This window comes from Micromonospora sp. DSM 45708 (assembly GCF_039566955.1).
GTDB lineage: Bacteria > Actinomycetota > Actinomycetes > Mycobacteriales > Micromonosporaceae > Micromonospora.
This window is the reverse complement of sequence record NZ_CP154796.1, coordinates 6,342,778-6,363,507: the sequence shown is the minus strand read 5'-3', so window position 1 is coordinate 6,363,507 and position 20,730 is coordinate 6,342,778. Positions and strand designations below refer to the sequence as shown.

21 protein-coding genes and 3 tRNA genes are annotated in these 20,730 nt (G+C 74.3%); 9 read left to right on the top strand and 15 right to left on the bottom strand.

Translation table 11 applies throughout. The features are described from left to right. Window positions 1–127 precede the first annotated feature (127 nt). Window positions 128–985 (top strand): 3-hydroxyacyl-CoA dehydrogenase family protein, encoded by an 858-nt coding sequence (locus tag VKK44_RS27785; RefSeq protein ID WP_343444131.1) that lies wholly within the window; start codon window positions 128–130, stop codon window positions 983–985. Further along, complete coding sequence (locus VKK44_RS27780) at window positions 982–1,725, top strand: enoyl-CoA hydratase/isomerase family protein (protein WP_343444130.1); 744 nt, start codon at window positions 982–984, stop codon at window positions 1,723–1,725. Before VKK44_RS27785 ends, VKK44_RS27780 begins: the two co-directional genes overlap by 4 nt. A gap of 62 nt (window positions 1,726–1,787) precedes the next feature. Here VKK44_RS27780 and VKK44_RS27775 read toward each other — a convergent pair whose 3' ends face one another. After that, the gene (locus VKK44_RS27775; RefSeq protein ID WP_343444129.1) at window positions 1,788–3,125 is read right to left on the bottom strand and encodes an ABC transporter substrate-binding protein; all 1,338 of its coding nucleotides are present in this window, start codon (window positions 3,123–3,125) and stop codon (window positions 1,788–1,790) included. Window positions 3,126–3,291: 166 nt separating this feature from the next. Between VKK44_RS27775 and VKK44_RS27770 the strand changes: the two genes are divergently transcribed. Continuing rightward, window positions 3,292–3,681, top strand: a complete 390-nt coding sequence (locus VKK44_RS27770; RefSeq protein ID WP_343444128.1) for a hypothetical protein — start codon at window positions 3,292–3,294, stop codon at window positions 3,679–3,681. A gap of 33 nt (window positions 3,682–3,714) precedes the next feature. Further along, on the top strand, window positions 3,715–4,419 hold the full coding sequence (locus tag VKK44_RS27765) for a DUF2786 domain-containing protein (protein WP_343444127.1): 705 nt from the start codon (window positions 3,715–3,717) through the stop codon (window positions 4,417–4,419). A 22-nt stretch (window positions 4,420–4,441) separates the two neighbouring features. On the opposite strand, the gene VKK44_RS27760 is transcribed toward VKK44_RS27765, so the two are convergent. Continuing rightward, window positions 4,442–4,957 (bottom strand): SRPBCC family protein, encoded by a 516-nt coding sequence (locus VKK44_RS27760; RefSeq protein WP_343444126.1) that lies wholly within the window; start codon window positions 4,955–4,957, stop codon window positions 4,442–4,444. Window positions 4,958–5,122: 165 nt separating this feature from the next. Here VKK44_RS27760 and VKK44_RS27755 point away from each other — a divergent pair, with 165 nt between their 5' ends. Then, a complete protein-coding gene (locus tag VKK44_RS27755; protein ID WP_343444125.1) occupies window positions 5,123–6,106 on the top strand; it encodes a hypothetical protein in 984 nt (327 codons plus the stop codon). Window positions 6,107–6,209: 103 nt separating this feature from the next. On the opposite strand, the gene VKK44_RS27750 is transcribed toward VKK44_RS27755, so the two are convergent. The 10 genes from VKK44_RS27750 to VKK44_RS27705 form a co-directional block, all read right to left on the bottom strand. Next, window positions 6,210–6,419 (bottom strand): hypothetical protein, encoded by a 210-nt coding sequence (locus VKK44_RS27750; protein ID WP_343444124.1) that lies wholly within the window; start codon window positions 6,417–6,419, stop codon window positions 6,210–6,212. A 27-nt stretch (window positions 6,420–6,446) separates the two neighbouring features. Next, the gene (locus VKK44_RS27745) at window positions 6,447–6,884 is read right to left on the bottom strand and encodes a VOC family protein (RefSeq protein WP_343444123.1); all 438 of its coding nucleotides are present in this window, start codon (window positions 6,882–6,884) and stop codon (window positions 6,447–6,449) included. Window positions 6,885–7,024: 140 nt separating this feature from the next. Next, window positions 7,025–7,098, bottom strand: a tRNA-Phe gene (locus VKK44_RS27740). A 74-nt stretch (window positions 7,099–7,172) separates the two neighbouring features. Next, a tRNA-Asp gene (locus VKK44_RS27735) sits at window positions 7,173–7,246 on the bottom strand. A gap of 33 nt (window positions 7,247–7,279) precedes the next feature. After that, window positions 7,280–7,352, bottom strand: a tRNA-Glu gene (locus tag VKK44_RS27730). A 155-nt stretch (window positions 7,353–7,507) separates the two neighbouring features. Then, complete coding sequence (locus VKK44_RS27725; RefSeq protein ID WP_343444122.1) at window positions 7,508–8,302, bottom strand: polysaccharide deacetylase family protein; 795 nt, start codon at window positions 8,300–8,302, stop codon at window positions 7,508–7,510. Window positions 8,303–8,378: 76 nt separating this feature from the next. Continuing rightward, a complete protein-coding gene (locus VKK44_RS27720; protein WP_343444121.1) occupies window positions 8,379–9,326 on the bottom strand; it encodes a MerR family transcriptional regulator in 948 nt (315 codons plus the stop codon). Further along, window positions 9,316–9,936, bottom strand: a complete 621-nt coding sequence (idi, locus tag VKK44_RS27715) for an isopentenyl-diphosphate Delta-isomerase (RefSeq protein ID WP_343444120.1) — start codon at window positions 9,934–9,936, stop codon at window positions 9,316–9,318. Before idi ends, VKK44_RS27720 begins: the two co-directional genes overlap by 11 nt. Beyond that, window positions 9,933–11,414, bottom strand: a complete 1,482-nt coding sequence (crtI, locus tag VKK44_RS27710; RefSeq protein WP_343444119.1) for a phytoene desaturase family protein — start codon at window positions 11,412–11,414, stop codon at window positions 9,933–9,935. The genes idi and crtI overlap by 4 nt, the downstream gene beginning before the upstream one ends. A 35-nt stretch (window positions 11,415–11,449) precedes the next feature. After that, on the bottom strand, window positions 11,450–12,604 hold the full coding sequence (locus tag VKK44_RS27705; RefSeq protein ID WP_343444118.1) for a polyprenyl synthetase family protein: 1,155 nt from the start codon (window positions 12,602–12,604) through the stop codon (window positions 11,450–11,452). A 64-nt stretch (window positions 12,605–12,668) separates the two neighbouring features. On the opposite strand from VKK44_RS27705, the gene VKK44_RS27700 reads away from it, so the two are divergent. Further along, entirely contained in the window at window positions 12,669–13,595 is a 927-nt protein-coding gene (locus VKK44_RS27700) for a phytoene/squalene synthase family protein (RefSeq protein ID WP_343444117.1), read from the top strand. Next, window positions 13,592–14,914 (top strand): cryptochrome/photolyase family protein, encoded by a 1,323-nt coding sequence (locus VKK44_RS27695; RefSeq protein WP_343444116.1) that lies wholly within the window; start codon window positions 13,592–13,594, stop codon window positions 14,912–14,914. The genes VKK44_RS27700 and VKK44_RS27695 overlap by 4 nt, the downstream gene beginning before the upstream one ends. A 281-nt stretch (window positions 14,915–15,195) precedes the next feature. Here the strand turns inward: VKK44_RS27695 and VKK44_RS27690 are convergent, their stop codons facing one another. After that, entirely contained in the window at window positions 15,196–16,296 is a 1,101-nt protein-coding gene (locus VKK44_RS27690; RefSeq protein WP_343444115.1) for a serine hydrolase domain-containing protein, read from the bottom strand. A gap of 93 nt (window positions 16,297–16,389) precedes the next feature. Between VKK44_RS27690 and VKK44_RS27685 the strand changes: the two genes are divergently transcribed. After that, a complete protein-coding gene (locus tag VKK44_RS27685; RefSeq protein ID WP_343444114.1) occupies window positions 16,390–17,874 on the top strand; it encodes a dihydrolipoyl dehydrogenase family protein in 1,485 nt (494 codons plus the stop codon). A 3-nt stretch (window positions 17,875–17,877) separates the two neighbouring features. Here the strand turns inward: VKK44_RS27685 and VKK44_RS27680 are convergent, their stop codons facing one another. Then, the gene (locus tag VKK44_RS27680; protein WP_343444113.1) at window positions 17,878–18,642 is read right to left on the bottom strand and encodes a crotonase/enoyl-CoA hydratase family protein; all 765 of its coding nucleotides are present in this window, start codon (window positions 18,640–18,642) and stop codon (window positions 17,878–17,880) included. A gap of 167 nt (window positions 18,643–18,809) precedes the next feature. Here VKK44_RS27680 and VKK44_RS27675 point away from each other — a divergent pair, with 167 nt between their 5' ends. After that, window positions 18,810–19,661, top strand: a complete 852-nt coding sequence (locus VKK44_RS27675) for a Rieske (2Fe-2S) protein (RefSeq protein ID WP_343444112.1) — start codon at window positions 18,810–18,812, stop codon at window positions 19,659–19,661. 29 nt (window positions 19,662–19,690) lie between these two features. Here VKK44_RS27675 and VKK44_RS27670 read toward each other — a convergent pair whose 3' ends face one another. Next, the gene (locus VKK44_RS27670) at window positions 19,691–20,719 is read right to left on the bottom strand and encodes a LysM peptidoglycan-binding domain-containing protein (RefSeq protein ID WP_343444111.1); all 1,029 of its coding nucleotides are present in this window, start codon (window positions 20,717–20,719) and stop codon (window positions 19,691–19,693) included. Window positions 20,720–20,730: the final 11 nt, after the last annotated feature.

Here is a 20,730-nt window from a genome sequence, read left to right as displayed (position 1 = left end):
CCCCATCCGCCCGGCCCCCACGCATGCCCGACGGAGCCGCCCTGCATAGGGTCGCATCCAGGACGAGCGAGCGGCCGGCCCGGCGCGGTGGAGACCCCGCGCGCCACCGCCGCGGCGAGGGGACACGATGAGTGGTCGTTTTGTGGTCGTCGGGGCCGGCACCATGGGCCTCGGCATCGCGTACGCGGCGGCCGGCGCCGGGTACGCGGTCGAGCTGGTCGAGGTGGACCCCGACCGGGGAGCCGACGCGGTCCGGCGGCTCGGCGAGCTGTGGGACCGCGCCGTGCAGCGGGGGAAGCTGACCGCCGAGGCGGCCACCGCCAATCGGGTGCGCGTGACCCTGCGGACCGGGCTGACCGAGGTGGCCGAGGGGCCGGACGTCATCGTGGAGGCGGTGCCGGAGCGGCTCGACCTCAAGCGGGCCGTGCTCCGCCAGGCCGAGGGCCGCCGGCCGGCGCTGCTGGGCAGCAACACCTCCAGCATCCCGATCGCCGAGCTGGCCGAGGGGCTGGACCGCCCGGCGGACTTCCTCGGGCTGCACTTCTTCAACCCGGTCTGGGCGATGGCGCTGCTGGAGGTCGTGGTCGGCGCGGCCACCGCGCCGGAGACCACCGGGGCGGCGGTCGCGCTGGCCGGCCGGCTGGGCAAGGACCCCGTCGTGGTACGCGACATGCCCGGCTTCGCCACCTCCCGGCTCGGCGTCACGCTCGGCCTGGAGGCGATCCGGATGGTGGCCGACGGGGTGGCCGCCCCGGCCGACATCGACAAGGCGATGGTGCTCGGCTACCGGCACCCGGTCGGTCCGCTGGAGCTGACCGACCTGGTCGGGCTGGACGTCCGACTCGACATCGCGCGCACGCTCCAGGCCGCGTACGGGGACCGGTTCGCGCCGCCGCCGCTGCTGGTGGAGATGGTCGCCGCCGGGAAGCTGGGCAAGAAGTCCGGGCAGGGCTTCTACACCTGGACGGACGGCGGGAAGCAATGAGCGGGCTGCGGATCGAGGAGCTGCCGGACCGGCTCGTCGTCACGCTGGACCGACCGGAGAAGCGCAACGCGATCGACGCCGACCTGGTCGGCGAACTGCACGCCGTCTGCGCCGAGCTGGAGGCCCGCCCCCGGCTGATGCTGCTCACCGGCGGGGCGGCGGGCGTCTTCGCCGGCGGGGCCGACATCGGGCAGCTCCGCGAGCGCGGCCGGCTGGACGCGCTGGCCGCCATCAACCAGGGTGTCTTCGCCCGCATCCGGGCGCTGCCGATGCCCACCGTGGCCGCGGTCGACGGCCCGGCGCTGGGCGGCGGCGCCGAGCTGGCGTACGCCTGCGATCTTCGGGTGTGCACGGACCGTGCCGTCTTCGGCCAGCCCGAGGTGCGGCTGGGCATCCTGGCCGGCGCCGGCGCGACCTACCGGCTGCCGGCCCTGATCGGCGAGGCCCGGGCCAAGGAGCTGCTCTTCACCGGCCGGCGGGTGGACGCCGACGAGGCGCTGCGGATCGGCCTGGTGAACCGCGTGGTGGCCGACCCGGCGGAGCTGCTGCCCACCGCACACGGCCTGCTCGACGAGATGGCCAAGGGCTCGGCGCTGGCGCTGCGGCTGACCAAGCTGGCGGTGGACGCGCCGCCGGCCGCGCACCCGCAGCTCGACCTGCTGAGCCAGGCGGTGCTCTTCGAGGACGAGGAGAAGCACCGGCGGATGACCGAGTTCCTGGACCGACGCCGGGCCCGCTGAGCCGCGGCACGCCGAGGGCCGCACCGGAACGTCCCGGTGCGGCCCTCGATGCCCGAACGGGCTCAGTTCCGGATCGGCACCCCGGCGTCGGCCAGCGCGGTGATCGCGGTCGCCGACTCACCGAAACCGATCACCAGCACGGCCTCCGGGCCGAAGCTCTTGATGTCGCCGGCGATGCCGGTGAAGTCGACAGGCGTCTTCGGGTCGGCCGGCGGCGCGTAGGTCAGCAGCTTGACCCGGTCCGCCCCGACGCCGGCCTTCTCCAACTCGGCCCGGACGTTCTCCTGGAGACCCTCGCCGTAGGAGTCCTTACGGGCCAGGAGCACGATCTTGCGGGGACCGTCCCGCAGCATCACGTCGGCCAGCGCGCGGCCCTGGAGGCTGTCCGGCGGGGCGGTGCGGAAGTAGAGCCCCTTGTCGTCCACGGTGCTCAGGCCCGCGTCCGTGTTCGACGGCGAGAAGAGGATCCGCCCGGCGGCCACCACGTCCGGCAGCACCGCGCGGGAGATGCCGGACGCGCCGGCACCGATGATGACCGGGACGCCCTGGGCGACGTGCGCCGCCACGGTCGCCTTCGCCACCGCCGGGTTCGTGCCGTCGTCGCCCTCGATGAACTTCACCGGCTCGCCGAGCACCCCACCGCCGGCGTTGATCTCGTTTATCGCGAGCGTGACCGCGGCGGCCATCGGCGGGTACGCCAGCGCCAGGTCACCGGTCTTCGGCAGCAGGCCGCCGAGCACCAGCGGGGCGTCCTTCGCCTTGCCGGCGCGGGGCTTACGACCACGCGGCGGCGACTTGGTGCTCGCCCCGGACTCCTCGCCGGCGCCGACGAACTCGGTCTTCGCGTCGTCGAGCTGCTGGTTGTCGAAGTGCAGCGTGCCGTAGCTGGCGGTGGCCGGCTCGCCGTTGTCGGTGAAACCGGCCCGGGTCAGCGACACACCCCGGTACTCCAGGTCCTGGCCGGCGCGGGCGAGCTGGAGGCAGGCCGCCACCTCGTCGCAGCGCTGGCCGCCGGTGGTCACGCCGACGATCTGCCGGGCGATCTCGGCCGGCGCGGTGGTGCCGGCGAGCTGGGCCGCCAGCGCGCTGATCACCACGGCGTCGTACGACTCGGCCGAGTAGAGGAAGTCGGTCAGCTTCGGATTGACGTTGCGTAGCCGTTCCTTGAAGCTCTCCGGCAGCGGCGTGAGCGGGGTGGTGCCCTTCATGCCGTTGAGAAGATTCGCCCGGTCCTTGAGTTCCGCGGCGAAGGAGTTCTGCATGTTGCCGTCGGTGCCGTAGAGGCGGACCTGGGTGGTGCCCGCGTCTTTCGGCTCGTCGCTCCCGCAGGCGCTGGTAGCGAGCAGGAGCGCCGCGCAGGCCATGGACAGGGCCGCGCGCGACGTGCGATTTCCAAGCATGGTCGTCCTTCCTCCGGCGAAGGTCCGCTGCGCACATTAGCGTGCCGGTGCGGCACGTGGGACTGTGGACCGGGCTCCGTCGGCACCCCGACTGCGGGTATCACCCTCAGTGATCGACATGCTGATGACGGGTCACCGCTTGACCCCCGGCCTTACAGTTCCGCAGGTGACCGATGACGCACAGCAGACGCTGGACGACGCGACCGCCGTGCTCCGTTCGGCACTGGCCGGCGACGGCGCCGGCGTGGTCGGCGCCTTCGACGCGGTGGTGGACCGCTCCGGGCTGGCCGGTGCGTACGGGGTGGCCTGGTGCCTGGCCGCCACCATGCTCGGCGACGACGCCCCGGCGGGCGCCGCCGCGCTCGACTTCCCCGGCATCGACCAGGCCGACTACGACACCCGCTGGGTGGCCCGTTTCGTCAGTGCGTACGCCAACGACGACGCCGACACCGGCGAGGCGCTGTTCGGTGCGGCAGCCGCCGACGGACTGTTGCCCGACTGCCTGCTCACGCTCGCCGGCTCGACCATCGCCACGCTGCGCAGCCGGGAGGACTGACCGCGCGCCGCGCCGTTGTGGTACCCCTGACTGATGTCCGAGGCGATGCTCAGCAAGGTGCGCAAGCTGCTCGCCCAGGCCGAGGACCCGGCCTGCACCCCCGCCGAGGCGGCCACGTTCATGGCCAAGGCCACCGAGCTGATCGCCCGGTACGGCGTCGACCGGGCGCTGCTCGCCGCCCGTGAACCGGCCGGCGACCCGGTCGGCGACCGGACGGTCGAGGTGGTCGCCCCGTACGCCCGGGACAAGGCCGGCCTGCTCGCCGCCGTCGCCGACCCGTTGCGGTGCCGCTGCGTCCGCCGCCGCCAGGGCAACGGCTTCGCCATGCACCTGTTCGGCTTCGCCAGCGACCTGGAACGGGTCGAGCTGCTCTTCACCTCGCTGCTGGTCCAGGCGGCGCACGGACTGGCCGGGGCCGCCGTGCCGGTCGGGGAGCACCCGGCCGCGTTCCGGCGCGCCTGGCTGGCCGGCTTCGCCCAGGTGGTCGCCGAGCGGCTGCGCGCGGCCGAGGCCGGCGCCGCCGCCGAGGCCGGCGTGCCCTCGATGACGCTGGTGCTCGCGGACCGCTCCGACCGCGTCCAACGCCGGCTCGCCGAGGTGTACCCGCGACTGCGTACCGCCCCGCGTCGCCGGCTCGCCGGTGGTGGCTTCGGCCCGGGCGCCGCCGCGGGCCGTCGGGCCGACCTCGGTGGCACCGGACTGAGCGGTACCGGCGCGAGCCCGGGCATCGCCGGCTGACCCGCGCTCGGGTGGCGGCCGGTCAGTCGGTGGTCCGGGCGACCGTCGCCAGGTAGCGGCAGAGCAGCTCCTGCCAGCCGGCGGTGAGCGCCTCGCGGTAGCCCTCGGCGGCCGAGCCGTGCCGGTCGAAGTAACGGTGCTCGACGTCCACCCGGGTCGAGTCGGGGCCTTCCGGGTGGAAGAGCACCTCCACCTCGCTGGCCCGGGCCGGGTCCGGCACCGGCACCCGGTCCGGCCCGATCTGCCAGGTGAACACCAGCCGGCGGGGCGGATCCCAGGTCAGCACCCGGCCCCAGTCGGTGCGGAAGCCGTACGGGCCGATCTCGTAGAGCATGCCGCCGGCCCTCGGCTCGACCCCGAGCCCGGCCAGCGCCTCCGGCCCGGACCAGGTGTACTCGCGGACCCACCAGTCGGCCAGCGCGCCGGTGAAGACGGCGTACGCCCGCTCGCCGGACGCCGGGACGAGGATGCTGCTGCGGAGGGAGAAACGGTCGGACTCCTGCCGGACCTCATCCGGATCGGCCATCTCCTGTCCCATAAGCCCGGACCATACCGGCTGATGTCTCGCTGTGCAGCTTTGCTTTCCGCCCGCTACCGGACAGCGGGAACGCTGGTTCCCGACCGCGCGAACCGCCCGACGGATGTCGTACCCGAAACCGGGTAACCGCCGTCGACCCGGACCGGCCGATGGGGGAGCGGGAGCATGAGCGACAGCGGAGCGACCGACCGGCAGACCACGGCGCGGGGCGCGGCGGTACCGGAACCGGACGTCCTGCTCGACGTGCCGGAGTTGTCGGTCGACGAGATCCGGCTCGCGGTCGACGGGCTCGACGCGGACCTCTCGCTGCGTGCCCGGCTGGCCAACCTGCTCCAACTGGACGCCGGCGTGCGGGTGCACCTGGAGGGCGTCGAGCTGGACATCACCGGGGTCCGGGCCGAGGCGCTGCTCAAGGTGCGGCTGGAGAAGCTGGTGCAGATCCTGGACCGGGCGCTGACGACGATCGACCGCAACCCGCAACTGATCGACGCGCTGGCCCGTTCCGTCGGCGCGACCGTCGACGACGTGCACCGGGCGGCCGGCCAGGTCGCCGGGCCGGTCGCGGAGCAGGTGGGCCGGACCGGCGACGTGCTCGGCCGGACCGGATCCGCGACGGCCGGCGAGATCGCGCAGGCCGCGTCGCCCGGCGGGGAACGGCCGGCCGGCTCGCGGGCCGAGAAGCCGGGACCGGGGACCGGGGACGATGGCCGCCCGGTCGGTGCGGGACCGGCGCACGAGGTCGAGCCGGGTCGGACAGCCGGGTCCGCGACGCCGGTGGCCGGTGCGGGACCGGCGCACGAGGCCGATTCTGGGGAGACGGTCGCGTCCGCCAAGGAGACCGGGGCCGGCGATGACGCCGGGACCGCTGGTGAGACCGGGGCCGGTGGTGAGGCCGGGGACGGTGGTGACGCCGGGGCCGGTGGTGAGGCCGGGGCCGGCGGTGGCGGTGCGGCCGGGGGCGATGGGCCTCGCGCGGGTAGTGGTGCGGGATCAGGCAGCGGCGGGCCGGAGCGGGGGCCGTCGCCGGGTGCCGGGGCAGGACAGTTGGCCGGGCAGGCCGGGCAGACGCTGCGTCAGGCCGGCCGGAGCGTCTGGGAGGCGATCCAGGGCGGCATGAGTCAGCACCGTCAGCAGCGCCCGGGACGGTGACGGTCACCGACGCTGTCACCCCGGCCCGTCGGTGCGGCCGGGCAGCGTGCGCCGGACATGGATCTGCTCCCCCACCGGACGCCGCGCGGCTGGCCCGGGCGTGTCAGGTGCTGTGCGGGGTGCGGCCCCGCGACGCCTCGCCCTGCATCATGTGGCGCTCCACGTCGGTGCGGGCCTGCCCGTCGCGGGCGGCGTGCAACGCGGCCCGGTCTTCCGACGACGTCGTCCGGCTCCGGTCGCGCCGGCCGACGAAGACCGCCACCGCGAGCACCAGCAGCACGGCCACCAAGAGGGAAACCAGCAGCGTCGTCATGTCCAAACGGTAGGGCACCGGTGCCAGCTAGAGGACGTCGAACTCGTTCCCCTCGGGATCAGCCATCGTCACGAGGTCCGGCAAGCCCTCCGGTTCGTCCAGCCGGAGTACGGTCCCACCCGCCGCCACCAGTTTCGCGACCGCCGCCTGGACCCGCGGCCAGCGGATCTCGAACGGCTCGTGCCGGCCGCCACCGGCGTGGATATCGAAGTGCATGCGGTTCTTGACCACCTTCGGCTCCGGCACCTTCAGGAAGGACACGCCGGGCCGGACACCGTCCGGGTCCTCGATGAAGGCGCCGTCGTCCCACTCGTCCTCGGGAACCCTGAAGTGGGTCTGCCATGCCTCCCAGGTGGCGAACCCCTCTGGCGGGGCAGCCGGAACGTAGCCCAACGCGAGGCACCAGAACGCGGCCAGTTCGCGGGGGCGCGCGCAGTCGACGGTCAATGACCACTGCTCGGACATCGCCACACCATAGACCCGCGGGAGGCCACCCCGGGGCGGGGCGAGTGCGGACCGGGGAAGGTCAGCCCGGGCGCGAAAAAGCAGAACGCCGACCGGCGTTTCCGCTGGTCGGCGCTCCTGTAGCCCGGCGAAAGGCTATGTGGCCAGGGGCGGGGTCGAACCGCCGACCTTCCGATTTTCAGTCGGACGCTCGTACCAACTGAGCTACCTGGCCGTGTTGCTCGGCACATGCTACCGCACGACCGATACGCAGAACGCCGCGCATGAGGTGCGCGGCGTCAGCGCTTGCGGTCCTGACGGGACTTGAACCCGCGACCTCCGCCTTGACAGGGCGGCGAGCACTCCAACTGCTCCACAGGACCTTGCTGATGGTGCATCCGGCGCGAGCCGGACCGTGCCCCCAACGGGATTCGAACCCGTGCTACCGCCTTGAAAGGGCGACGTCCTGGGCCGCTAGACGATGAGGGCGGCCCCGCCATCATTGCACACTCGCAACTTCAAGCGGACTTGCTCCCATCCGGCCCCGCCGGAGGCAGGAGAAGCATATGCCATCCCTCCTCGGACGACCAAACCGGTATGGCCGTCCGCACACTGCCGAGCGAAGTCGCAGCTCAGCGGCGGTGTCACCGGAGCCGGACGATGCCGTACCGCCGCTTGAGATCGGGGATCAGGCGCCGGCACGCGGCCATGGTCTGGGTCCGGTCGCCGCCCGCGTCGTGCATCAGCACGACCGAACCGTGACGGGCGGCCGACTCCACCCGCGTGATGATCTTCTTCGCCGGGGGGTGGTCCCAGTCCTGCGGGTCGACGCTCCAGTGCAGTGGGCGCAGGCCCAGCTGCCGGGCGACGGTGAGTTCCTCGGCGGTCCACCGGCCGCCCGGCTGGCGGAACCAGGTGATCGGCGCGTCGGGCGCCGCCGCGTGGATGGCCCGGTTCGTCCGTTCCAGGTCGGCCCGGATCTCGGCCGCCGGCCGCCGGCCGAGGTCCACGTCGTGCCGCCAGCTGTGGTTGCAGAGCTGGTGACCCTCGCGGACGATCTGGGCCACCAGGTGCGGGTAGCGCTTGGCCTGCTTGCCGACCAGGCAGAACGTGGCGGTCACGTGGGCCGCCCGGAGCTGGGCCAGGATCTGCGGCGTGTAGCGGGGGTCCGGCCCGTCGTCGAAGGTGAGCGCCACCCCCGGGCTGCCGCTGCGCCGATGCAGCCCGGCCGGGAGCTTCTTGGGCAGCGGACGCAGCGTCGGCTTCGGCGGCGCGGTGGTGCGGGTCGGCTGCGGCTTCGGACTGGGCGTCGTCGTCGTCGGCGCGGCCGGAACCGACGGCTGGGCGGTGACCCGTTGAGGGGTCTTGCCCGGGCCGCCGCAGCCGGTGACGAGGAGCACCAGACCGAGGGCGAACGCCAACAGGGTGCGTCGAGGCATCTGTCGCTCCCGGAGGGGTCGGGTCAGACGGACTTTCCGACCGTAGTGGACGCCACCGGCGAGCGGGAGGGGGCCCTCAGCCCGGCGTCGACTGATCCAGCGAATCCCGTACGGCCACGGCCAGCGAGAGCGCCTCGGCCAGGTCGACCGGACGGACCACCCCGGCCGGTAGCGAGTCGGCCCGCCAGCCGGGCCCGGCGGCCAGCACCAGCAGCGGTCGGCGCGGGGCGGCCAGCAGCGCGGTGAGCTGGTGCGGGTCGGCGGTGGCGCGGGTGTGCGACCAGAGCACCACGGCCGCCGGGCCGGTCCGGTTGACGGCCTCGACCAGGGCGGCCACCGGCACCCGGGCGCCGAGCATGCGGTAGCTCACCCCGATCTCCGCCAGCGCGGCGGCCAGCGCCTCCAGGGGCAGCGAGTGCTGCTCCTCGTCGGCGCAGGAGAGCAGGATCCGGGGCGTCCCGACGGCCGGGTGCGCGCGCGCCACCGAGGCGAACGCCTCGGAGACGCACCGGGACATCAGGTGCTCCACCTCGATCAGGCCGGCGGTGGCGACGTGCCGCTCCCCGATGCCGGCGAGCACCGGCCGGAGCAGCCCCTCCCAGGTCGCCACCACGCCGTCCGCGGCGAGCGAGTCGGCGATGGTGCGGCCGATCGCCACCGAGTCCAGCCGGATGGCGGCCCGGGCCAGGCCACGGGCGACCGGCCCGGCCCGGCCGACCGGAATGGTGTTCCCGCCGCCGTCCCGCGCCGTGGTGACGCCGGCCTTCAGCCCGACCCGTTCCGGTGGCAGCACGGTGGGCGCCTGCCGGGCCCAGCGGGCCGCCTCGGCGGGCGCCACCCCCTCCACGGTGAGTCGCCGCATGATCTCCAGGCGGGCGAGGTCGGCGGGCGTGTAGCGCCGGTGGTGGCCCGGCACGTGCTCGCTGGGGCCGAGGCCGTACCGCTGGTGCCAGGTGCGGAGCGTGGTGACCGCCACGCCCAACCGGCGCGCGACGGCCCCCGCGCTCAGCGCCTCATCGGCCACCCGACCGCTCCGGTGCCTCAGCGGCGGGCACGCCCGACCGGGACGACTCGGCGGGCACGCCCGACCGGGTCGGGTCGGCCGGGTGCAGCAGCCGGTTCACCACGCCGCCCAGCCAGGGCGCGTACGCCCGGGGGTCGGCGTCGAGGTCGGCGATCACCGCGACCGGATCCACCCAGCGCACCTCGGCCACCTCGTCCGGGTCGGGCCGGGTGGGCAGGTCGGCGGGCACGTCGGCGCGCAGTACGTGGTCGTACTCGAACTCGACCCGGCCGGTGGCCGGATCCTCGGCGTAGTAGAGGTAGACGCCCACCTCGGTCAGGCCGACCGGACCGAGGCCGAGTTCCTCGGCGAGCCGGCGGTTGGCGGCGTCGGTCAGCGACTGGCCGGGCAGCGGGTGGCCGCAGCAGGAGTTCGCCCAGCGCAGCGGGAACCGGGTCTTGACCGCGGCCCGCCGCTGGAGCAGGACCCGCCCGGCGGGATCGACGAGCAGCACCGAGAAGGCCCGGTGCAGCCGGCCGGGCGGCTGGTGGGCGTTGGCCACGGTGGTCTCGCCGAGCACCCGGCCACCGTCGTCGACCAGCTCGACCAGGTGCTCCTCCCGCGCGGTCAAGACGACCGTCCGGTGATCCGGGCGGCGGCCAGCTTGCCGCTGATCAGCACCATCGGCACGCCCACGCCGGGCTGGGTGCCGGAACCGACGAAGACCACGTTGCCCAGCGTGCGGTGCAGGTTCGACGGCCGGAACGGGCCGGTCTGGAAGAGGCTGTGCGCGGCGGCGAACGGGGTGCCGGCGGCCATGCCCTGCGCGGCCCAGTCGGCCGGCGTGACGGCCCGCAGCACCTCGATGCCGTCACCGAACCCGACGTAGCCGCGCTCCTCCAGCGTGGCCACGAGCTGGCCGGCGTAGCGCTCGGTGAGGTCGCCGGACCAGTCGAACGGCGCCCGGTCCAGGTTCGGCACCGGGGCCAGCACGTAGTAGGTGTGCTTCCCGGCCGGGGCCACCGACGGGTCGGTGCGGCTCGGGTTCGTCACCAGCAGCGACGGGTCGGTCATCAGCTCGCCTCGTCGGATCACCTCGTCGAACGTGCCCTTCCAGGCGCGTCCGAAGTGGATGTTGTGGTGGGCGATCTTGCCATAGCCCTGCGTCGAACCGACGTGCAGCACCACGCAGGACGGCGAGTAGGTGAGCTTGCGCTGCCGGCTGTACGGCAGCAGCTCCTGGTAGGCGACGGGCAGGTCGGGGTTGAGCACCACCACGTCGGCGGGGACGAACTCCCCGTCCGAGGTGATCACGCCGGTGGCCCGGCCGTGGGCGGTCTCGACCCGGGTCACCGTGGTGCCGTACCGGATCTGCACGCCGTGCTTCTCGGCCGCGCCGGCCATGCCGCGGGAGACCGCGTGGATGCCGCCGCGAGGGAAGCTGACCCCGGCCACCGAGTCGAGGTACGCGATGACGGTGTAGATGGCCAGCGCGTCGTGCGGCGACAGGCCGGCGTACATCGCCTGGAAGGAGAAGATCCGCTGGGTACGCGGGTCGCGGAAGAACTGGTTGATCTTCGTCTGGAGTCGCCGGAAGGCGCCGTTCGCGAACAGCTTCAGCAGGTTGCCGGTGAGCAGGTCGGTCGGCGCGTCGAGGTTGCGCTCGATGAAGTCGGCCCGTTCCCACTTCCACAGGTTGCGCGCGTAGTCGACGAAGCGCAGATAGCCGTCCGCCTCCCGGGGGCCGCAGACCTTGGCGATCTCGGCGGCCATCCGGGTGGTGTCGGTGATGACGTCGAGCGTCGACCCGTCCGGGTAGTAGGCACGGTAGGCCGGGTCGAGCGGGGTGAGGTCGAGCCAGTCGCTCAACTCCTCACCCACCGCGCCCAGCGCCTCGGCGATCAGGTCGGGCATGGTGAGCACGGTCGGCCCGGTGTCGAACTCGTACCCGTCGACGCTGAGCCGGCCGGCACGCCCGCCGGGCACCGGCTCGCGTTCCAGCACCGTCACCTGACGGCCGCTGCCGGCCAGGTGCAGCGCGCACGCGAGCCCACCCAGCCCGGCGCCGACCACGACCACCCGGTCGGTCCGTCCGTTCACGGTGCGCATTCCGGCTCCCTTGCTCGTGCTCACGAAAGTGTCCATCAGGATCGCCGCGCGGTGGCGGCGGTGGCGAGGCCGGTCAGCGCGGTGCGCGCCGTCTCGTCGATCGGTGCGGTGTCGAGCGCGGACAACGCCTCGGTGACCCGCTCGGCGATCATCCGTTCCACCCGGGCCGCGGCCCCGGTGTCCCGGACCAGGTCGGCCAGGCGGGCGACCTCGTGGCCGCCGGTGGCCGTGCCGGCCCGGTCCAGGGCGCGGCGCTGGGCCGGGTCGGCGAGCTGCCGGGCCAGCATCAGCAGCGCGGTGGGCTTGCCGGTGCGTAGGTCGTCCCCGGCCGGCTTGCCGGTGGTCGCCGGGTCACCGTAGACGCCGAGCAGGTCGTCGCGGAGCTGGAACGCCTCGCCGACGGCCAGCCCGTAGCGGGTGTACGCGGCGATCAGCGGGCCGTCCGCGTCGGCGCCGGCCAGGCAGGCGCCGAAGAGCAGCGGTCGCTGGACGGTGTAGCTGGCGGTCTTGTAGCGGGCCACCCGCAGCGCCCGGTCGACCGACCAGCTCGCCGCGTCGTTCTCGCCGAGCACGTCCAGGAACTGCCCGGCGACCGTTTCCACCCGCATCTGGTCGTAGCAGCGGCGCACGTCGAGCAGTCGGTCCGCGGGCACGGTGGCGTGCGCCATCAGCCGGTCGGCCCAGACCATGCAGAGATCGCCGATGAGTACGGCGACCGCCTCGCCGTACCGGTCGGGGTCGCCGGTGTGCCCGGCGGCCCGGTGCCGGGCGGCGGCGGCCCGGTGCGCGGTGGGCCGGCCGCGTCGGGTGTCGGAGGCGTCCATCACGTCGTCGTGCACCAGTGCGAACGCGTGCAGCAGCTCCAGCGCGGACAGGGCGGGCAGCACCGTGCCCAGTGGCGCGTCGCCGCCGACCACCCCGCGCCAGCCCCAGTACGCGAACGTGGGCCGCACCCGCTTGCCGCCGGCCAGCACGCAGTCACGGGCGGTGGCGGCGAAACCACCCATCGCTGCGTCGATCTCGGCCAGTGAGTCGACTTCGGCGGCCAGGAACGCCGTCAGCGTGTCATCGACGCTGCTGACCAGGTCTTTCGTGAACGCGGCCAGTACGCCGCGGACCGGATCGTCCGTCGCTTCCGGCTGTGCCGGCGCGACGCGAAGCGCATTACCCGCAACTGCGTCGTTGGCCATGTGAGGAAGCGTACCCTAGGGTTACGAGTTGCGTCGATTGCTGCGTCGAAACCGAGGAGGGCCGGTGGACACCGATCTCACCGCTGCCTATGACCGTTGCCGCGAGCTGCACCGGCGTCACGGCCGTACCTACTATCTCGCCACCCGGCTGCTCCCCGCTTGGAAACGACGGCATGTGCACGCCCTGTACGGCTTCACCCGCTACGCGGACGAGATCGTCGACCGCACCGAGGACCTGCCGCCCGCCGAGCGGGCCGCCAAGCTGCGCGAGTGGTCGGACCGTTTCGTCGCCGGCCTGCACGGTGCGTCGGTCGACGACCCGCTGCTCCCCGCCGTGCTGCACACCATCGCCGTGTTCGACCTGGACCGCGCCGACTTCGCGTCGTTCCTGCGCAGCATGGCGATGGACCTGACGGTGATGTCGTACCCGACCTACGACGACCTGCTCGACTACATGGAGGGCTCGGCGGCCGTCATCGGCACCATGATGCTGCCGATCCTGGGCAGCTCCGATCCGGCCGCCGCCCGGGAGCCCGCCCGCCAGCTCGGGTTCGCGTTCCAGCTCACCAACTTCATCCGGGACGTCGCCGAGGACCTCGACCGCGGCCGGACCTACCTGCCCGACGAGGATCTGGCCAAGTTCGACGTCACCCGCGACGACCTGCTCGCCGCGAAGGCCGTCGGGCGGAGCACGCCGGCGATCCGCGAGCTGATCGAGTACGAGGTGACCCGCGCCCAGGCCCACTACCTGGCCGCCGCGCCCGGCATCCCGCTGCTCAACCCCGCCTCGCAGGCGTGTATGCGGACCGCGTACGCGCTCTACGGCGGCATCCTCGACGAGGTGGCCGCCCAGGGCTTCGACGTCTTCGTCCGCCGGGCCCTGGTGCCGCAGCGGCGGCGGATGGCGGTGGCCGCGCGGTCGCTGCTCACCCCGACCGGCACGCCGGTGCGGGTGCCCGGCCCGGCGCTCACCCCGGCCCTGGCCGAATGACCGAGCGTACGGCGGTCGTGCTGTTCACCCGCGACCTGCGGGTGCACGACCATCCGGCGCTGGCCGCGGCCGTCACGGCGTTCGACCGGGTGGTGCCGCTCTACGTGCTCGACCCGACGTTGCAGCAGCTCTCGCCGAACCGCACCCGCTTCCTCCATCAGAGCCTGGCCGAGCTGCGCGAGTCGCTGCGCAAGCGCGGCGGCGACCTGGTCGTCCGGCGGGGCGATCCGGTGGCCGAGACGGTCACGCTGGCCCGCAGGGTCGGTGCCGAGGGCATCGGCCTCTCCGCCGACGTGAGCCGCCACGCCCACCGGCGGGAGCGCCGCCTGCGCGCCGAGTGCGACAGGCACCGGATGTTCCTGCGGCTCTTCCCCGGGCTGACCATCGTCGAGCCGGGTGCGCTGCGGCCGGCCGGGGGCGACCACTACCGGGTGTTCAGCCCCTACTTCCGGGCCTGGCAGGGCGTGAGGCTCCGGGAGGAGCTGGCCGCGCCGAAGCGGATCCGGCTGCCCGACGGCGTCGACCCGGGCCGGCTGCCGCAACCGCCGAAGGGCGACAGCCCGGACGCCGCCGAGGGCGGGGAGAGCGTCGCCCGGCGCCGGCTCACCGCCTGGCTGCCCACGCTCGACCGGTACGACGACATCCACGACGACATGGCCGGCGACGACACCTCCCGGCTCAGCCCGTACCTGCGATGGGGTTGCGTCTCCCCGCTGGCGGTGGCGAACCGGGCCGGTGACCGCGACGGGCCGTTCGTCCGGCAGCTCTGCTGGCGCGACTTCTACCACCAGGTCGTCGCCGGGTTCCCCGACCTCTCCACCACCGCCTACCGGCGGGGCGCCCGGGAGGAGTGGCGGGACGACGGGCACGCGCTGGCGGCCTGGACCGAGGGGCGCACCGGGATGCCGATCGTGGACGCCGGTATGCGGCAGATGCGGGCCCAGGGCTGGATGCACAACCGGGCCCGGCTGATCACGGCCGGCTACCTGACCAAGCATCTCGGGCTGGACTGGCGGCCGGGCCTGGACGTCTTCTTCCGCTGGCTGCTCGACGGCGACCGGGTCAACAACTCCGGCAACTGGCAGTGGGTGGCCGGCACCGGCAACGACAGCCGGCCGTACCGCGGCTTCAACCCGGTGCGGCAGGCCGAGCGCTACGACCCGGACGGCGCGTACGTGCGGCGGTGGGTGCCGGAGCTGGAGTCGGTGGCCGGCAAGGCGGTGCACCAGCCGTGGCGGCTGCCCGACGGGACGCGCCGCGCGCTCGACTATCCGCCGCCACTGGACGTCCCCGGCAGCGACCCGGTCTGGATGCGCTGAGCCCGCCCGCCCGCCCGCACGCTTCGGTGACCTTCCGTAATCGATCGGGCCGGGCTGGACGCCGCCCGCAGCCCCCTTTGCTCTGCAGCCATATCCGCATCGGTTACGGAAAGTGGCTGTCCGCCCGACCGTGCCGTTCCGGTGCGACGGCTGAACTGCCTGCTCACGACGGTGCTGCGTAATTGGCTGCAGAGCAAAGGCGAACGATGAGGCACGGGTCTTCCCGCACCGGGAATCACCCTGCGTAAAGGCGCTCCATCGTCACGCTCAGTGGCAACCGGTCAGAGGCAGGCGTGCAGCGCCTCGGCCAGCTCGTCCACCCGGTCGTGTTCGGCCAGCCGGGCCGTCGCGTAGGCGAACGCGTAGCCGCGCTCCGGATCGGCCCAGGCGCTGCTGCCGCCGATGCCACCCATGCCCCAACTGCCGTCCGGCTCCCACTGCATGCCGAGCGTCCAGTGCACGGTCCGGTCCAGCACCAGGTCCGGGCCGGCGTACTGCACCCGGGTCGCCTCGGCCACCAGGCCGGGGCTGAACAGGCGTACCCCGTCGAGGATGCCGCCGGCGAGCAGGCCCGCGTAGCACCGGGCCAGCGCCGACGCGGTCGCGTGCAGGTTCACCGCCGGGATCTCGGCGGCCCGCCAGCGGTCGCTGTTCACCACCGCCACGTCGCGTCCGCCCGGCGGGTTGTCCAACGCCCGCGCCCGCAGCGATCCGGGCTCGCCGCGCGTCCGGCCCGGCCAGCCCGGATCGCCGTACGACAGGTCGGCGCACCGCCCCCGGTCCGCCGGCCCCAGCCCGAAGGCCAGGTCCAGCCGCCACGGGCCGGCGATCTCCTCGGCCAGGAAACGCCCCACTGAACGCCCGTCCACCCGGCGGACCAGCTCACCCACCAGGTGCCCGTACGTCCAGGCGTGCTCGCCCGCGACGGTGCCCGGCACCCACTCGGGCTCGGCCGCGGCCAGGTCGGCGCAGAGCAGCTCCCAGTCGGTGATCGTCTCGGCCGGCCGGGGCACCGGGAAGGCGGGCAGTCCGGCGGTGTGGTCGAGCACCTGCCGCACGGTAGCCGGGGCGCGGAACCCCGGCCAGTACGCGGCCACCGGCGCGTCCAGGTCGACCCGGCCCCGGTCGACCAGCAGCAGCAGGCACAGCGCCACCACCGGCTTGCCCACCGAATAGACGTCGACCAGCGTGTCCGGCCGCCACGGCCGTCGCGCCCCCGCCGCCGGTACGACCGCGCCGGGCGGCACCGCCGCGCGGGTGCCGCCCACCAGCTCCACCACCGGGACGCCGTCGTGCCAGACGGACAGCGCCGCGCCGGTCTCCCGGCCGGCGGCGAAGAGGTCGTGGAAGCAGTCCCGGACCGGGGCGAAGCGCGCGTGCATCCGGCCACGGTAGGCGGTCGCACTCCTTACGGGCGGGGGAATTCAAGTCGGGTCCGGTGGCCGGGGCACCCGGCGGTGCGGAATGCTGGCGGAATGGCAGAGCCGGAACTGGTGGACGTGGTCGTGGTCGGGCTCGGCGTCGGCGGCGAGGAGGTGGCCGGGCGGCTCGCCGAGGCCGGCCTCGACGTGGTCGGCATCGAACGGGACCTGGTCGGTGGCGAGTGCCCCTACTGGGGGTGCGTGCCGAGCAAGATGATGATCCGGGCGGCCAACGCGCTGGCCGAGGCGCACCGGGTGAACGAACTCGCCGGGTCCGCCGAGGTGCGCCCCGACTGGGCGCCGGTGGCGAAGCGGATCCGGGAGGAGGCCACCGACACCTGGGACGACAAGGCGGCGGTGGACCGCTTCACCGGCAAGGGCGGCCGGTTCGTACGCGGCAGCGGCCGGCTCGACGGCCCCAACCGGGTACGCGTCGGCGACCAGGTCTTCGAGGCCCGCTTCGGGGTGGTGCTCGGCACCGGCACCCGGCCCTCGGTCCCGCCGATCGACGGGCTGGCCGACACGCCGTACTGGACCAACCACCAGGCCATCGAGGTCGAGGAACTGCCCGGGACGCTGCTGGTGCTCGGCGGCGGCGCGATCGGGCTGGAACTGGCCCAGGTGTTCGCCCGGTTCGGCGTACGCGTCACCGTCGTCGAGGCCGCCGACCGGGTGCTCGCCGTCGAGGAGCCGGAGGCGTCCGAGCTCGCCGCCGAGGCGCTGCGCGCCGACGGGGTGGAGATCCGCACCGGGGTCAAGGCCGGCCGGGTCAGCCACGACGGCGACGCGTTCACCATCCACGCCGACGGCGCCACGTTCAGCGGCGAGAAGCTGCTGGTGGTGACCGGCCGCCGGGCGCACCTGGAGGAGTTGGGGCTGGACACGGTGGGCGTGGACGCCGGGCAACGCTACCTGCCGGTCAACGAACGGATGCACGTCACCGAGGGCATCTGGGCGGTCGGCGACCTCACCGGCGAGGGCGCGTTCACCCACATCGCCATGTACCAGGCCGGCATCGTGGTGGCCGACGTGCTCGACCACATGCGGCGTACCAGGGGCGGGCCGGACGCCAGCGGCACCGCCAGCGTGGTCGGCGGCGCGGCCGGCGTGGTCAGCGCCGTCGGCGGTGCGATGAGCGCGGGCGGTTCCACAGTCGCGCCGGGCAGCCTCCCGGTGGCCGACTACCGGGCACTGCCCCGGGTCACGTTCACCGACCCCGAGGTGGGCGCCGTCGGCCTCACCGAGCAGCAGGCCCGCGACCGGGGCGTCAACGTCCAGATCGGCTACACCGACCTGACCTCGTCGACCCGGGGCTGGATCCACAAGACCGGCAACGCCGGCTTCATCAAGCTGGTCGCCGACGCCGACCAGGGCGTCCTGGTCGGTGCCACCTCGGCCGGCCCGGCCGGCGGCGAGGTGCTCTCCGCGCTTATGGTCGCCGTGCACGCGGCCGTGCCGATCAGCCAGCTCCGGCACATGATCTACGCGTACCCGACGTTCCACCGGGCCATCGAGGACGCGCTGCGCAACCTGAAGTGACGCTCAGCCGGCCGGCGCACCGTGCCGGCCGGCACCGGCGGCGAACCGGCCGGCGCCGCGCACCCCGTCGACCGCGAGCGACTCCATGCCGTGGGCCAGCTCCACGGCGAGCGCCTCCGGCTCGGGCCGGCCGGCGCCGTCGAGCAGCGCCGCCCGGTCGTTGCGCAGGCAGGTCTGCGGGTGCCGGGCGATCCCGGCGGCCAGCCGCTCGGCCTCCGCGCGGGCCGTGCCGGGCGCGACCAGCCGGTTCACCAACCCCATCGCGTACGCCTCGTCGGCCGGCACCGGCCGGCCGGTGAGGATCAGGTCCATCGCCCGGCTCTCCCCGATCAGCCGGGGCAGCCGCACCGTCCCGCCGTCGATCAGCGGCACCCCCCACCGCCGGCAGAACACGCCGAGTGTCGCGTCCGACTCGGCGACCCGCAGATCACACCAGAGCGCCAGCTCCAGGCCGCCGGCCACCGCGTACCCGGAGATCGCGGCGATGACCGGCTTGGACAGGCGCATCCGGGTCGGGCCCATCGGGCCGTCGCCCTCGGCCTCGACCCGGTTGCCGCGCGCCGTGCCGATCGCCTTGAGGTCGGCACCCGAGCAGAACGTGCCGCCCGCGCCCCAGAGCACGGCGACCGCCGCGTCCGGGTCGGCGTCGAACGCGCGGAACGCGTCGGCCAGTGCGCGGGCGGTCGGCCCGTCCACCGCGTTGCGGGCCTCCGGCCGGTCCAGGATCACCGTGGTCACGCCGTCGGCGTGCTCGACGCGTACCCCCATCGCCCCAGCATGCCCGCGACGGCGCCGGACCCGCCAGCCCCGACCGGGCGCACTGATTCCCGGAAAGAGTGCCCATCCGGCACACAATGGGCACTCTTTCGGGGAATGTGTGGGCCGGAAGGTCCGGCGTCCGGTTTGGGGGTCCCCCTGCCGGGAAGTCGGAACAGGTGCGCCAACTACTGACGAAGCTCGAACAGGCCTCCGCTCTCGACCGGGTGAGCGACCGGGTCCAGCGCGTCGTGCAGGGCACGCTGCGCTCATCACGCGTCCGGGACGCGCTGCACGGCGTCTGGCTGGGCCATCCGCTGCACCCCGCGATGGTGCAGGTCCCGGTCGGCGCGTGGATCTCCGCCGCCGTGGTGGACCTGCTGCCCGGCCAGCGCCGGGCCGCCACCGCGCTGGTCGGGCTCGGCACGGTCAGCGCGTTGCCGGCGGCGGTCGCCGGGTGGAACGACTGGGCGACGCTCACCCGCGACCAGCGCCGGATCGGGCTGGTGCACGCCGGGGCCAACATCGTCGGCCTGACGCTCTACGCCGGGTCGCTGGCGGCCCGGCTGAACGGGCGGCACGGGCTCGGTCGGGCCCTGGCCTACCTGGGGCTGTCCGCGGCGAGCGGCGGCGCGTACCTGGGCGGGCACCTCGCTTACAAGCAGGGGGCCCAGGTCAGCCAGAGCGTCTCCGAGATGCACCTGATCGGCGACGGCTGGCACCCGGTGGGCGACCTGAGCAGCCTGCCGCAGCGCGAGCTGGTCACCCGCGAGATCGACGACGTCTCGGTGATCCTCTACCGGCACGGCGACGACGTCACCGTCATGCTGGAGCGCTGCCCGCACCAGAGCGGCCCGCTCGGCGCGGGCGAGGTGCAGCAGATCGACGGCCACGCCTGCGTGGTGTGCCCGTGGCACGGCAGCGCGTTCCGCCTCAACGGTGGCGAGGTGGTGCACGGCCCGGCCGCCAACGACCAGATCGTGCTGCCCACCCGCGTGGTCTCCGGCCGGGTCGAGGCCCGGCTGCCCTGATCCGGGCCGGCCGCGCCGCCTCACCGACCTCAGTCGCGGCGGTGCCGTCCGCTGCCCAGCGCACGGGCCGGCACCGGCCGGCGGCGCAGCCCGAGCACGGCGCCGATCTGGGCGCCCACGATGCTGGCCACCGCCAGCACCGCCGAGATGGCCAACGGGCGGTTGATGCCCTCCTCGGCCGTGGCCCGGGACGCGCCCGCCGCCATGGCCGGCGGCGGTCCGTCCGGCGCCTCCACCGTGGGCGTGGTGTCCCGCGCCGGCGTGTGCGGCGCGGGCTTCGGCTTCGGCTTCGGTGCCGCCGGGGACGCGCCATCCCCGCCGGGCTTCGCCGGGGCGGGCTTCGCCGGCGTCACCACCAGTCGGCCGGCCGCGTGCCGGCGGGCACCCTCGTCCACCGCGCCGCCGGGCAGTTCGAGCAACTGGCCGGGGCGGATCCGGTCCGGGTCGGCGAGCCGGTTCAACCGGGCCAGTTCCCGGTAGCGGTCGAAGTCGTCCAGGTAGCGGTCGGCCACCTCACCCAGGTAGTCGCCCTTCGCCACCCGGTACACCGCCGGGCCGGTGGCGTCCGGTGCGGCCGACGTCGGCGTCGCCACCTGCGGTGCGGTGTACGCCGTGGTGACCGCCGGCGCGGCGACCACCGGTTGCGGCGCGGCCAACGTCGCGGCGCTGGCGGCAGCCGGACTCGCCGCCAGGATCAGCGCCACGGAACCGACCAGCGCGGCGGCGGCCCGCTGCTGGCGGTGCATGCCGGGCAGCTTCGGCGCGGGGCGGCGCAACGCCGACGCGAGCAGTTCCACCACGACCGAGAACGCGAACGTGGCCCAGCCGAACCAGCCCACCACGGCCAGCGCCCGCAGGAAGAGCTGCCCGTCGTCGCGGCTGGTCAACGCCGTACCCACCTCGGCCAGCGTGGGCAGGTGGTCGGGCAGTGGGTTGCCGGCGAAGGCCAGCAGCGCGACCGGCCCGCCGGCCAGCAGCGCCACGAGCACGACGAGGGCGCCGAGGCCGGTGAGGACCTGGCCGGCGCGGCGGACGGCGGAGCGTCGGGGTGCACCCATGGCGGCCTTCC